Here is a 13274-nt window from a genome sequence, read left to right as displayed (position 1 = left end):
GGGATGGCTTCTCCCGATGTCTACTTGCCCCTGATGCGGGCGAGGACGTCGTCGAGCGCTTCGGTCAGCGCCTTCGCACCGCCCGCGGCTGTAAAATCGGAAAAGACCTGCTCGTTGAGGCCGCCCTTGGTCGAGAATTCACCGCGCAGCACGTCGAAATCCGGTGCTTGCGGCCGGGCGGCGGTATCGGCGAGGCTGGCAAACAGCGGCGCAAGGTAGCTCTTCGCCTGGTCGTAAGGCATCCCCTGCGCTTCCAGCCAGCGGCTGCCGATCTCGAGAATGCCGAAGAAGGTTCCCATCAGGGAGCTGGCTGAGCCGAGAAGCTGGTATTCCTCCTCGGTCCTTGCTTCGACGGTCGATCCCAGCGCGTTGAAAAAGGCGGCGACGTCTTCGTCCGGCGGAAAGATGGCTGTCACGCCCTGCCGCTCGGCGACGAAGGGCAGAGGGATCGCCCGGGTCAGCCGCAGGTCTGTTCCGATCCAGTCGGAAAGGGCGGTCCCGTCAGTCGCAGCGATCAGGCTGACGACGTGCTGGTCGGCGCGGAATGTCAATGCCCGCACCACAGTCTCGGCGATCTGCGGCCGGATGGCGAGAAACACCATGTCGGCGCCATCGACGACGGCCTGGTTGTCTTTGGCGATGTGGACGAGGGGCGAGGCGGCAGAGAGCCTGGCTGCGACGTCGGCGTTGCGCGGCGACACGAGGATAGATGCGATGGCGAGATCTGCACCGAGCGCGCCGGTGACGATCGCTTCGGTAATTGCGCCGGTCCCGATAAATCCCAATCGCATGCACGTCTCCCTTGCCCTTTTCGTCATCTATCGCCGGTTCTTCTCTGAGGGCAATGTTGCAGGAGCGCGATTGGTGCTCTGCCCACGCGGATAACGCGATTTCACGACGTTTTTGGCCAAGGCAGCACTGCCCATTTGCGGAATTCCCCGTTATTGTCCCGTGAATCATTGGCGGGCGGCAGGGTCGATCGCTGCGTTACAAGGTGGATGGAATGGACACGACTTCAAAGATTGCCGATATCAAGATCGATTTTCACCCGTCGCCGGTCTCCGACGCCGACCGTGCGCTGGCGCTGGCGACACCGGGTTTCGGCAAGGTGTTCACCGACCATATGGTGCTTGCCCGCTGGACCACAGAGAAGGGCTGGCACGACGCCAAGGTGACCGCCCGCCAGCCGTTGTCGATCGATCCGGCCAGCGCCGTGCTGCATTATGCGCAGGAAATCTTCGAGGGGATGAAGGCCTACAAGACTGCCGATGGCCGTATCCTGCTGTTTCGCCCGGAAGAAAATGCACGACGCTTCTCCGACAGCGCCATCCGCATGGCAATGCCGCCGGTGCCGGAGGACCTGTTCATCAAGGCGGTCGAAACGCTGGTGCGGGTCGACAAGGCGTGGATCCCGTCGGGCGACGCGAGCCTCTATCTTCGCCCCTTCATGTTCGCCAATGAAGCCTTTCTCGGCGTCCGTCCGGCGCATGACTATATCTTCTGCATTATCGCCTCGCCGGTCGGATCCTATTTCAAGGGCGGCAGCAAGGCTGTGTCGGTCTGGGTCGAAAAGCATTATACGCGCGCTGCCAATGGCGGCACCGGCGCTGCCAAGTGCGGCGGCAACTATGCGGCCAGCCTCGTTGCGCAATCCGAGGCAGCCAAGCAGGGCTGCGACCAGGTGGTGTTTCTCGATGCCGCCGAGCATCGCTGGATCGAGGAACTCGGCGGCATGAACGTGTTCTTCGTCATGAAGGACGGCAGCATGGTGACCCCGCCGCTCGGCGGCACGATCCTGCCCGGCATCACCCGCAAATCGGTGATCGCGCTGGCTGAGGCCAAGGGTCTGCGCGTCGAGGAGAAGCGCTACTCGTTCGAGGAGTTCCAGGCAGATGCGGCGAGCGGAAAGCTCCGCGAAGCCTTTGCCTGTGGCACTGCGGCTGTGCTTGCCGGTATCGGCCTGATCAAGCATTCGGACGGCCAGTTCACCATCGGCGATGGCGAAACCGGGCCGCTGACGGCGGAATTGCGCACTGCGCTGGTCGGCATGCAGCAGGGTGCCACCAACGACCCGCATGGCTGGACGCACGCCGTCGAGGTCTGACCCTCTAGCCTGGCCGGCGCGAAAAGGCCGGCCCGTGCTGCCTGTCCGACCGGACATGGTCCGCGCCGGCAGGCGGCAACCGCTCTGGCGCGATGCTTTCGGCGGCTTTAAAAATCCTGCACGGCTTTCACCTGTTTTTGCATATATGCCTGCTCTTAGCCTTTTTAACCCGCTACATTGGGCCAATTGATTCGGAGCGGTCGTCGCGGGCGACCATTCCGACGCGCACCAGGATAGCAAAGCCCACCGCGCCGTGGGCACGGGAGACGACACATGGCCATCATCACAAAGCCCGACATTGCCGAGATGCGGCCTAAAATCACCGTCATCGGCGTCGGCGGCGGCGGCGGTAACGCGATCAACAACATGATAGCGGAAGGCCTGAGCGGCGCTGAATTCGTCGTGGCAAACACCGACGCGCAGGCCTTGACCATGTCGAAGGCAACCCGCCTCATCCAACTCGGTGCGCAGGTCACAGAAGGTCTCGGCGCCGGTTCGCTGCCGGAAATCGGCCGCGCGGCTGCGGAAGAATCGATCGACGAGATCATGGACCACCTGCAGGGCACGCACATGTGCTTCGTCACCGCCGGCATGGGCGGTGGCACCGGCACGGGAGCAGCTCCGGTGATCGCCGCTGCAGCACGTGCTGCCGGTATCCTGACCGTTGCGGTCGTAACGAAGCCCTTCACCTTCGAAGGCAAGCGCCGGATGGAAGCTGCCGAAGAGGGGATCGAGCGGCTACGCGAGGCGGCCGATACCGTCATCGTCATTCCCAACCAGAACCTCTTTCGCATTGCCGATGCCAAGACCACCTTCGCCGATGCCTTCGTCATCGCCGACCGCGTGCTCTATTCCGGCGTTGGCTGCATCACCGACCTGATCGTCAAGGAAGGCCTGATCAACCTCGATTTCGCCGACGTAAAATCCGTCATGCAGGGCATGGGCCGGGCTATGATGGGTACTGGCGAGGCCTCAGGCGAGGGCCGTGCAATGAAGGCGGCCGAAGCGGCAATTGCCAATCCGCTGCTCGACGACGTATCGCTGAAGGGCGCCAAGGGCGTGCTGGTGTCGATCTCCGGCGGCATGGACATGACATTGTTCGAAGTCGACGAAGCCGCTACCCGCATTCGCGATGAAGTCTACGAAGATGCCGATATCGTCGTCGGCGCGATTTTCGACCGCAATCTCGATGGCGCATTCCGTGTCTCCGTGGTTGCCACCGGCCTCGACCGCAGCCAGACCAACAGCGAAATGGCAGCCAGTGCCGTCGCCGAGGCACAGCGACCCACGCTTCAATAGTCCAAGCTTTTTACCTGACAAGCGCCGGCCAATGCGGTTCACCCAGGATCGCGTCGGCCGGCGCAACTGTATCCGGGAGGCGGATTTCGTTCTTCTTTCGCATCGGACCGCTGGATCGATCTTCGCTTGCGAATAGCTCCGTGCCGATATATCTTAAGATATGTTTTCTGTTGTATCTTACGTAAGGAAATTGTGATGCGCGATCATCATGGACGAGACGGACGTGGCAGGGGCGGGCATGGCCGTTTCGAGGGCGGGTTTGCCGCCAGCGGCGCCTTTCGGGCCGGCCGCAAGCTCAGCTCGGGCGATCTGCAGCTGCTGATTTTGGCGCTGCTGGCCCGACAGCCTGCCCATGGATACGAGCTGATCAAGACGATCGAGGATATTTCCGGCGGCTTCTATACACCGAGCCCTGGGATGATCTACCCGGCGCTCACCTATCTCGACGAGATCGGTCATGCGGTTTGCGAGGCCGAGGGTAACAAGAAGCTGTTTCGCATCACCGAGACCGGTCTTTCCGCGCTGTCGGCGGACAGGGCCGGCGCCGACCGCATTCTCGACGATCTCGCCCATATCGGTTCCAAGATGGATGCGGTGCGCGACGTGATGGAGGGGCGCGGTCCACAAGCGGGGCAGGACCCGGAGGCTCATGGCCACGAGGCGCTTGAAGTGGCGCGGCTGGCGATCAAGACGGCGCTGTTCCACAAGCGCGGCTGTTCCACCGACGAGGCGAGCCGGCTGGCAGACATCCTCCGCCGCGCCGTCGCCGAAATCAATCGCGGCTAGAGGCCGCCTCCACCAAGGAGATTTCATGACAGAAAAACACGCCATCGGCCGGGTTCGGCACGAACTGCGTCGCCGGCTTCTGACCGTCACGGCAACCGAACGCCTGACGCCCAACATGCTGCGCATCACGCTGGGAGGCGAGGATCTCGCCGGCTTCGTCAGCGCCGGATACGACGACCATGTCAAACTTTGCTTTCCCAAACCCGGCGAGGAGCTACCGGTATGGCCGGCCATCGGACCGGATGCGACGCCACTGGCAGAGGGCGTCGTCGCGTCTCCGGTGCGTGACTTCACGCCGCGTCGATACGATGCCGACAGGCAGGAACTGACGATCGATTTTGCCGTGCACGAGGCCGGTCCGGCCAGCGACTGGGCCGTCAACGCGGTGCCGGGAAGCCGGCTGGGGGTCGGCGGTCCGCGCGGTTCCTTCCTCGTCACCGACGATTTCGACTGGTACCTTCTGGTCGGCGACGAGACGGCGCTGCCAGCCATCGGCCGACGGCTGGAGGAACTGCGCACTGGCGTGCGCGCCATCGTTATCGCCGCCGTGACGGGCCCAGCCGAAGAGCAGGCCTTTAGCAGTAGCGCGGACCTCGACATCAGATGGCTTCACCGACCGCTGTCGGCTGCAAGCGACACAGCCGCGTGGCTCGCCGCGCTTTCCGACCTGACCCTGCCTGATGGCGACGGCTATGTGTGGATTGCCGGCGAGACGGATGTCGCCAAGGCCTTGCGCAAGGTGCTGGTGGAGCAACGCGGCGTGCCGCGCGGCTGGATAAAGTCGGCCGGCTACTGGCGCCATGGCAGCGCGGGCTTTCACGAAAGCCACAGCGACTGAACGGGGCGGGTACGCCAAGGCACATGCCGGGGTTTGCCGGCCTGAAAAGAACGCCGGCTGGTCGATAGCCGGCCGGCGGTCTCGCTGCCCTTGACTTTGTCGCCGCCGCGACCGACCTCACGGGAAACCGTGCGCGAAGGAGTTTTCATGCCGCAGACCGTTCTCAAGCTGTCGACCCATGGCCAGGGGCTGTACGAATTCACGGATGCGGCGGCGGCGTTCGTGCGCCGCAGCGGTGCGGAGGAAGGGTTGCTCACCGTCTTCGTGCGCCATACCTCGGCCTCGCTGATCATCCAGGAAAACGCCGACGACGACGTCAGGACCGATCTCGATGCCTTCTTCCGGCGGCTGGTGCCACCGTCCTCCGATCCGTCCATGCGCTGGGTGATCCACACTGCCGAGGGCGCCGACGACATGCCGGCCCATATCAAGGCGGCGCTGACGCAGACGTCCATCGGCATTCCCGTCAACAACGGTCGCCTGCTGCTCGGCACCTGGCAGGGGATCTACCTTTTCGAACACAGGGATCGGCCGCACCAGCGCGAGGTAATACTGCATCTCGGCGCATAAGTTCCGGAGAGAACGCTGAATATGAAGTGAACGGGCCGTTGGCTTGTCGTTCAAGCTCGCTCCTCTAGGTTTCACCGCATGCCCGATCCGTCGGGCAATGAAATTGAGGAAACGGAGTGAATGCGATGAACCTGTTTGCGAAACTCGGAACCGCCGGCCTGATTGCGTTGAGCGCAGTGTCGGTCATGGTGCCCTCGGTCTCTGCTGCCGGTCTTTCGTCTCCGGTGGAGAAGGTCCGTTACGAACATCGTGGTCGCGACATCTGCTCGCCGCTGATGGCCGTGCGCAAGGCACGGGCCGCCGGCATAAGGCGCGCCGAGATTGCCAAGATCACGCCGCGCCGCGTCGTGGTCGTCGGCCGCAGCCACCATGGCATGGAACGGATGGTGTTTGCCAACCAGTCCGATTGCCCGGTGCTGCGCCGATAGGGGGGCAGGCTTTCCGCACCGCTTAGCGATATTTGATCTGGCGTCTCGCGGGACTTGCTTTTAACTGGAAGATGCCTTTGGCTGATTCTGAACCGTTTTCGGTTCCAGCCGTTGCACCAGCGCCGATTGCGCGGGAGGCGCGGTGGGCGCTGATCGTATTTACACTCCATGGAGGATGACATGAAACTTATTCTGGCCAAAGCCGCCCTGACGGCGGCGCTGATTGCCGGTGCCTTTTCCGGCACGGTGACCTCGGCCTCTGCACAGAACCTCGATATCTACGTCGGTCCCGGACATCACCGTCCGCCACCGCCGGATTATTACGGCCGTCCGCCGATGCCGCCACCCGGCTTCCGTGGTCGCGGCTGCGATCCGCGCCAGGCAGAAGGTATCGCCCGCGATTACGGCCTGCGCCGCGCCCGCGTCGTCGATGTCACGCCGCGCCGTGTCGTCGTCAACGGTTTCAGCCGCCGTGGTCCTGATACCATCATGTTTGCCAACGTCCGCGGCTGCCCGATGATGGGCCGCTGAGGTCTGTGAACATCGAACGAAAAAGCCGCCCCGGGTCTTCGAACCCGGGGCGGCTTTCGTTTGAGGCGTTGCCGTGAGCGCTGCGGCCTATGGCTCGAGCGCATAGGTCACGTTGACAGTGACGTTATAGCTGTTCTCACCGCCGGCGACAGGCACGGCCGTGTCCGAAGCCCCTTTGAGCATAAGCGGACGCATCATCGGCTGCGGTGCTGCGCGCACGGCATTTTCCGTGATCTCGATGACGCGGCCGACCTTGACGCCGGCGGCTTCGGCGAGCGTCTTTGCCTTGGCGGCGGCATTGGCCATGGCATCCTTGCGAGCCGCCTCGATTGCCGCATCCGGCTTGTCGTTGACGAACTGGATGTCGCCGCCCTGGTTGATGCCGAGGCCGACCGCCTGGTCGATGAGGCCGCCGAGCTTGCCGAGGTCGCGCACGCGCACGGTCAGGCCGTTCGTCACCTGGTAGCCGACCAGTTCCGGCTGTTGCTGCTGGCCGTCCTTTGCAGGTGGATAATTATACTGCGGCTGGATGGCAAAGCCGGAGGTCTGCAGGTCGCGCTCGGCGATGCCGGCATTCTTCAGGGTCGCCAGAACCGCGCCCATCGCCTTGTTATCCTGATCGAGTGCATCCTGGGCAGTCTTTGATTGCTTGACGACCGACAGCGTGACGACCGCCATGTCGGGCGCGACAGCCGCCTGGCCTTCGCCGGAAACGCTGATCAGCGCCTGGCGCGGCTCGCCCGCTGCAAAGGCCGTCGCGCTGGTGAGCGTCAGCAGGGCAAGGCCGGCAAAGGCGCTGCAGGCAAGTCTGGCTGGCTGGGGCAGGGTCATCGGTTTCCTCCGTTGTTCTTCTGGAATACCCTTGTGTCGATTGATTGTGTAGCCAATGCGGCAATCCCTTGTCGTGACACAAGTTTTGGGCTAGAGGCAAGACATACCGGAGGACCATTGCTCCGATATATTGCGCAGAGCGCAAGGTAGGGCCTGTAGCTCAATGGTTAGAGCCGGCGGCTCATAACCGCTTGGTTGGGAGTTCGAGTCTCTCCGGGCCCACCACATTTTTCTATGTCCTGACGAAACCAATGGTCGCTGCAACAAATGCAACGATTGGTGCAACTGAGGCGGAAAACAATCACCACGGAGGTCATTGGCGGAAACATGATGCTTACGGTGGGGCCAAGCGGCATTGGTAGGATAGTGACTTCCTTGTTGACATCTTTGGCCGGCGGAATAGGTGAGGTGGCAAAAAACTCGGCTTTCCCGGAATACTGAATCCGGGCGAAGGTAACATGTCGGTCATTGTCGAGAAGAACAAGACCGAGAGCGTGGGTGTTTTTAATGCAGTGAATGTTGGTGCAGGAATGACGACGAATGTCGGTTTGTCCTACAGCGTCAACGCAGGTTCACGTATTAACCTTATGAGCAATGACACACTCTCTTTAACGACCCAAAACAGCACCGCATTGCAGAGTAACGGTGAACTTCACCTAACCTGTGGCAATTCAAATGTCTTGATGCACGAAGACGGTTCAATCGCCATCTCAGACACTAAACTTTTCCTGGATTTTGACGAGATTGAAGTAAACGGCGAGAAGCGTGTCGTTATTGATAGTGGGAGGATTGACCTAAATTGATGAAATCACACCAATATATCATCTTTATCGGACTGATCGGCGCGATCATTTCTTTCTCACCGGCTTTCGCTCTGAACTGTGAAACAGATGTTTCTAAGTTCGACTATACGAACGACACACCATCGACTTTCAGTTTTGGCGATAAGAGTGATGTCGACAAAGCCTACAAAAAGCTAGCCGAGACCGTTGGGTCTCTGGACATGTATTCGAAGCCAGTTGTGTTTTTTTCCAAAGGATACACCGGGATAACACAGTACTTTTGTCCTGGCGAGAAATGTACATCTCAGGATATTGGGAAGGGATTCAGTATATGTTCTGCTCGTGGCATGAGCGCGGCTGACTCATGTTATCCTCTAGCCGTCGTGTATCACAGCAAAATGTATTGTCTGCTCTATCCAAGCGGAGAAGCTCCCGACTCCAAAAGGCCCTTTAAGCAATATATTCCATTCGACGAAAGTAAGTAAACATGGACAAAAATATATTTCCTTTTGGAAATGATTTGAAAATCCAGACCCATAGGCGGGACTTGCCAACACGCTTTCTTCAAGTTGGTTGATAGGCTACCATTCGGGAGTTTCCTTGATAATCGGCTGACCTGCCACTGAGAATTTCCTCCATAATGGGTAAGGGTCCGGCCTATTAAGGGACGGACGAATGAAGAAGCAGAGATTTACGGAAGAGCAGATTATCGGTGTGCTGAAGGAGCAGGAGGCTGGCGCGAAGGCTGCCGATCTCTGCCGCAAGCACGGGATTTCAGAAGCAACATTTTATAACTGGAAGGCCAAATACGGCGGCATGGAAGTCTCCGAGGCGAAGCGGCTGAAGGCGCTTGAGGACGAGAATGCCAGGCTAAAGAAGTTGCTGGCCGAGCAGATGCTGGATGCGGCCGCACTCCGCGAGCTTCTTGCAAAAAATGGTAGGGCCCGCCGCCCAGCGTGACGCCGTTACGCATCTGAAGACCGTCATGGGTCTTTCGGAACGACGGGCCTGCAACATCATATCCGCCGAACGCAAGACGATCCGCTATCGCAAATGGAAGTGCGTGCGCAACTTCAAAATAGAACGTCGCTTGTCGATCGACGCGGAAAGATGGGTACCAGTCTCGTGGATCTTATGGCCAGTGTTTCGAGCGTACCAGGCAGTCTAAATGACGACCTTGATGTGGCGAGGGTCTGGGTCTATGGGGAACAGATCTACATGTTGTCCCACGCTCACAACACACTAAAGGGTATCCCTATGCACGACTCTCGGGTGAGCGCTTCCGTCGATTTGGGTGTTGTCGAACAATCGCGATACAGCGCCCGAAGCTTCATTTGGGCATTTTTGGCGACAAATCGCCAATTTTCGTAAAAACTTAAATTGCTGATTTTATTACATAATAGTCGGGCTGATGCGTGAATCATTGCAGGTTTGTTGCGTGAATCACAGTGACGTCGAATCTTTTCAATCACTTAGGTGTTGCGGCGGACTCTTGTCTCGTCATGTCCGACCCGGAGACATAGGTGACAACGTCGTGCCGAACGGGTTATCGATGGTTTGCTACATGCTTGTTGCCAGATTAGACTTTCCGAGACTGGTCACCGCCGTCAGGAATGTTGGTCCCACTGTCGCGGACAGGTCGGTGTCGGTCTGAAGCCTGGCCGACAGCAAAAGACCGTGGCCGCCATTCACTTTAGAATTCGGATCGGACACATCTCGCGGGGCGGTCTGGCGGATCGCCCGCCAGGCAGGGGCTCTGACCGGTTTCACAATATATGGTCTGTATCGCGCCTCTCCGACCCGGTCGTAATGTTTCAATCCATGTTCCCCTATTGACGCCAGCGATTTTCACCACAATAGGATCGGGGCGGAAAAACATAGTAATCGCCTGACAGACGGCGACCGGAGTGATCGTGAGCGAACCAACCGTAGCAGACGCAACAAACCGGGTTTATGAATCGCTTCAGGCGAACAATGCCGATATCGACTTATATATCGCGGATCTGAAGGCAGCGTTGACGCGAGCCGGCCTGAAAGAGGCCGTATTCGACCCTTCACGGCTCGTGCAGAACAATCGCTCAGGCAGGAAGCTGATGCAGGCCTACTTTCGCCAGCGCGGCGTAACCGTAAAATTCTCGGCGTCGTAAAGCTATGTGGTGCTGCCAGACGGGCGGGCTGAGATTTCACGCTCGCTGACCCCTGCCAGCCATCACGGCCGCATGGGCACAGGCTACGCCCCGCGCGCGGCTCGGCGGCTGTACTGGCGCGGTGTGCAGCCCATTTCCCTGCGGAATGCGAATACGAATGCGCTTTCGGAATCGTATCCGAGGTTGCTGGCTATGTTGGCTATAGTGTCCGGGGTGGTCAGGAGGCGGTCCGCTGCGAGCATCATTCGCCACTGCACGACATACTCCATTACCGATACTCCAACTTTCTCCTTGAACCGGAAAGCGAAGGCCGAGCGGGACATGCCGGCGCGCTCTGCGAGTTGCCGAACGCTCCATCTGTGGCCGGGCTGTTCGTGAATGGCGGTAACGGCTCGGTTAAGGCGCTTATCCGACAGGGCGAACAGCCAGCCTATGCCGATCTCTGCCTGTTGCGCGAGGTGCAGCCGCAAAACCTCGACCAACATCGTCTCGGCAAGGTATTCGGCAACTAGAACGCTTCCCGGTTGCGGATGCCTCAGCAACGCCATCATCCGATCCAGATAGGCTTTGAGGGCGTAGCGATCCGCGCCATCGTCGATATGCAGTATCTCGGGAAGGGCGTTGAGCAGATGGCTCGACAGCTCCTGCCTGAACGTGAAAATGGTACCGAACAGGCAACAGTTACCGCCGCCACCGATTTGAAGCACGCGCCCGTTGAGGGGACCGTCCACCTCGTCATAGATGTTGCCCGGGTCGATTGCCGGGTCGCTTGCCAGGGAAAAACGGTGGCCATGGGGCAGGGCAAAGAACTCGCCTTCCCTAAGCAGGATAGGGTCCGGTCCATCCGCAACGGAGAGCCAGCACTGGCCGGATACGATCGCGAAACAGCGAAAGGCTGAATCCGCCGCGAAGCTGTAGGACCAGTTGCCGCCAAAATCCAACCCGCCCGACATATAGCCGCGCGTTTTCACCAGTGACAGCACGTCCGATAGCGGATCGCTGGCCAGAATGGACGATCGCGATACTAATGTGGATTCCATGCCATAGAACCTACGGAGATCCCGGTCTAATTTCAACTCACGGAAACGGGAGCGAAAGACGCGAGTTTTTCTGACGGGAGCAGCCGGCTGTGCGTGAACGGGTGTGGCAGGCTTTGGACTCGGAGCCAAGCGGCAAGGGCCTCACTCCTATGGCGCCGGGGCGTGGTTGCACTAACGAACGGATATCACGAATGACCCAACAATCGACTTTTCTGGTACTCGGCGCCACTGGCGGTACGGGCAAGCATTTCGTTTCCCTGGCTCTTGCGGGCGGCCACAGGGTGAGGGCACTGGCGAGGTCTCCGGAAAAGCTGGGCGGCGCAACGGCGAACCTCGAGGTGCGTCAGGGGTCGATCACGGATCCGATCGACACGGATGCCTTGGTGAGCGGGGTCGATTTCGTCATTTCGATGCTCGGCGATGTCAAGCTCCAGAGGACCGACAGGATCAATGCCGCCTTCGTGAAAAGGCTTGTCCCCTCGATGCGGCGGCACGGCGTAAAGCGTCTTCTCTACCAGGCGGGAGGACTGAGCAGACCCTATAACGGGAGACTTTCTCCACTCTTCTGGACGATACGCAACACCTTGGCCCGCGCCTATATCGGTCAGCATGAAGACAACGAAGCGGTGATGCAATATCTTGCGACAGAGGCCAATGACATGGAGTGGATCGTTCATAGAGCGGGAATAGGTTCGGACGGTCCGTCGAAAGGCGTGCTCGAGCGGTCGGCATCCAACTTCAGCGTAGCAACACACTGTGACTGCGCGGTTTACAATTATAGGATAATCATGACGCCTGCGGCGATTCATACGTCTGATCTCAGCTGTTACGCCCGCAGCTAGGCTCAGTGGCCTCTGCAAGAGCGTCCGGATGCCATTACGGCAATGTTCGCGCCGGACGGTCGGCGATGCATTTCTACATGACCTCGGATAAGATCACGCCTCCTCCTTCAGCGCGGCTATGAGGGCGCGCAGGGCTGGTGGGGTCTGGCGGCGGCTGGGGTGGTAGAGATAGCAGCCCTGGAACGGCGGGCACCATGCATCGAGGACGCGGATCAGCCTGCCTGCGGCGATGTCGTCTGCGACGTCGTCTTCCATGATGTAGCCGAGGCCGGCACCGGCGCGAACGGCTGCGGCGGCGAGGTCACCATCGTTGACGACGAAGGATCCGGATGTCCTGATCTTGATCTCGCGTGCCCCCGACTGGAATTCCCACGGCAGGAGACCACCGGCACTGGCGAGCCGATAGCCTATGCAATTGTGTCCTTCGAGATCGGCCGGCACCTCGGGCTTCTTGCGGTTTTCGAAATAGGACGGCGTGCCGACGACGACGGTCCTGAGATCTGGGCCGACGCGCACCGCGATCATGTCCTTCGCCACCGTTTCCCCGAACCGAATGCCGGCATCGAAACCGTCGGTGACGATATCCACCAGCCGGTCGTTGATGTCGACTTCCACCTCGACATCGGGGTTTTCCAGAAGAAAGGTCGGGAGCTTCTGGCGGAGAATGGTCCGGGCCGGGTAGGAAAAGGTCGTCAGCCTGACCTTGCCCGAGGGACTGTCGCGCCATTCGCCAAGCGCTTCCAGCCCGGCTTCGATCTGGGTAAAAGCCGGCTGGATATGCTGCAACAGCCGCAGGCCGGCATCGGTCGGCGCAACGCTGCGGGTCGTGCGCGCCAGCAGCCTGACCCCAAGCCGCTCTTCGAGGCCCCTGATCGCATGGCTGAGTGCCGACGGCGAAATACCCAGCGCTGCTGCTGCCCGCGTGAAACTGCGCTCACGCGCCACGGCGGCAAATGCCATCAGATCATTCAGTTCGCCGCGTTCCATTGATGCAGTGTGCTCATAAGTTCATGCGCCATGCAATGGATAATCGAGGTTTCCGGCGTGCTGTAGGATGAGCGCAGCAACACATCGAA

The 13274-nt window shown here is 60.0% G+C and carries 13 protein-coding genes, 1 tRNA gene and 2 pseudogenes; 12 read left to right on the top strand and 4 right to left on the bottom strand.

Features of this window, described 5'->3' with window-relative positions; all coding sequences use genetic code 11:
- Nucleotides 1-20 precede the first annotated feature (20 nt).
- Entirely contained in the window at nt 21-791 is a 771-nt protein-coding gene (locus tag EQW76_RS04775; RefSeq protein ID WP_142823277.1) for a pyrroline-5-carboxylate reductase, read from the bottom strand.
- 212 nt (nt 792-1003) lie between these two features.
- On the opposite strand from EQW76_RS04775, the gene EQW76_RS04770 reads away from it, so the two are divergent.
- From EQW76_RS04770 to EQW76_RS04740, 7 genes and pseudogenes are all read left to right on the top strand, one after another.
- Entirely contained in the window at nt 1004-2104 is a 1101-nt protein-coding gene (locus EQW76_RS04770) for a branched-chain amino acid aminotransferase (RefSeq protein WP_142823276.1), read from the top strand.
- 273 nt (nt 2105-2377) lie between these two features.
- Nucleotides 2378-3349 (top strand): annotated as a pseudogene (ftsZ, locus tag EQW76_RS04765) (cell division protein FtsZ); the annotation flags it as partial.
- Between the two features lie 249 nt (nt 3350-3598).
- Complete coding sequence (locus EQW76_RS04760; RefSeq protein WP_142823274.1) at nt 3599-4189, top strand: PadR family transcriptional regulator; 591 nt, start codon at nt 3599-3601, stop codon at nt 4187-4189.
- A gap of 25 nt (nt 4190-4214) precedes the next feature.
- Nucleotides 4215-5027 carry a siderophore-interacting protein gene (locus EQW76_RS04755; protein WP_142823273.1) on the top strand — a complete coding sequence of 271 codons (813 nt, stop codon included), beginning with the start codon at nt 4215-4217 and terminating at the stop codon, nt 5025-5027.
- 147 nt (nt 5028-5174) lie between these two features.
- Complete coding sequence (locus EQW76_RS04750; protein ID WP_142823272.1) at nt 5175-5597, top strand: secondary thiamine-phosphate synthase enzyme YjbQ; 423 nt, start codon at nt 5175-5177, stop codon at nt 5595-5597.
- Nucleotides 5598-5722: 125 nt separating this feature from the next.
- On the top strand, nt 5723-6025 hold the full coding sequence (locus tag EQW76_RS04745) for a hypothetical protein (RefSeq protein ID WP_142823271.1): 303 nt from the start codon (nt 5723-5725) through the stop codon (nt 6023-6025).
- Nucleotides 6026-6205: 180 nt separating this feature from the next.
- Entirely contained in the window at nt 6206-6556 is a 351-nt protein-coding gene (locus EQW76_RS04740; protein ID WP_142823270.1) for a hypothetical protein, read from the top strand.
- Between the two features lie 87 nt (nt 6557-6643).
- Here the strand turns inward: EQW76_RS04740 and EQW76_RS04735 are convergent, their stop codons facing one another.
- Complete coding sequence (locus EQW76_RS04735) at nt 6644-7387, bottom strand: SIMPL domain-containing protein (RefSeq protein WP_142823269.1); 744 nt, start codon at nt 7385-7387, stop codon at nt 6644-6646.
- Nucleotides 7388-7536: 149 nt separating this feature from the next.
- Between EQW76_RS04735 and EQW76_RS04730 the strand changes: the two genes are divergently transcribed.
- The 4 genes and pseudogenes from EQW76_RS04730 (at nt 7537) to EQW76_RS04715 (ending at nt 10316) form a co-directional block, all read left to right on the top strand.
- A tRNA-Ile gene (locus EQW76_RS04730) sits at nt 7537-7612 on the top strand.
- Nucleotides 7613-7845: 233 nt separating this feature from the next.
- A complete protein-coding gene (locus EQW76_RS04725; protein ID WP_224127743.1) occupies nt 7846-8190 on the top strand; it encodes a hypothetical protein in 345 nt (114 codons plus the stop codon).
- Nucleotides 8191-8844: 654 nt separating this feature from the next.
- Nucleotides 8845-9220 (top strand): annotated as a pseudogene (locus EQW76_RS04720) (transposase); the annotation flags it as partial.
- Between the two features lie 859 nt (nt 9221-10079).
- Nucleotides 10080-10316 (top strand): hypothetical protein, encoded by a 237-nt coding sequence (locus tag EQW76_RS04715; protein ID WP_142823608.1) that lies wholly within the window; start codon nt 10080-10082, stop codon nt 10314-10316.
- A gap of 83 nt (nt 10317-10399) precedes the next feature.
- Here EQW76_RS04715 and EQW76_RS04710 read toward each other — a convergent pair whose 3' ends face one another.
- Nucleotides 10400-11356, bottom strand: coding sequence for an AraC family transcriptional regulator (locus EQW76_RS04710; RefSeq protein ID WP_142823268.1), 957 nt, complete (start codon nt 11354-11356; stop codon nt 10400-10402).
- Nucleotides 11357-11547: 191 nt separating this feature from the next.
- Here EQW76_RS04710 and EQW76_RS04705 point away from each other — a divergent pair, with 191 nt between their 5' ends.
- Nucleotides 11548-12198, top strand: coding sequence for an NAD(P)H-binding protein (locus tag EQW76_RS04705; protein WP_142823267.1), 651 nt, complete (start codon nt 11548-11550; stop codon nt 12196-12198).
- A gap of 93 nt (nt 12199-12291) precedes the next feature.
- Here EQW76_RS04705 and EQW76_RS04700 read toward each other — a convergent pair whose 3' ends face one another.
- Nucleotides 12292-13185, bottom strand: a complete 894-nt coding sequence (locus EQW76_RS04700; protein WP_142823266.1) for a LysR family transcriptional regulator — start codon at nt 13183-13185, stop codon at nt 12292-12294.
- Nucleotides 13186-13274 lie beyond the last annotated feature (89 nt).

Origin of the sequence: Rhizobium sp. rho-13.1 (assembly GCF_007000305.1) — a bacterium.
Classification (GTDB): Bacteria; Pseudomonadota; Alphaproteobacteria; order Rhizobiales; family Rhizobiaceae; genus Rhizobium; species Rhizobium rhododendri.
This window is presented reverse-complemented; position numbering and strand designations above follow the sequence as displayed.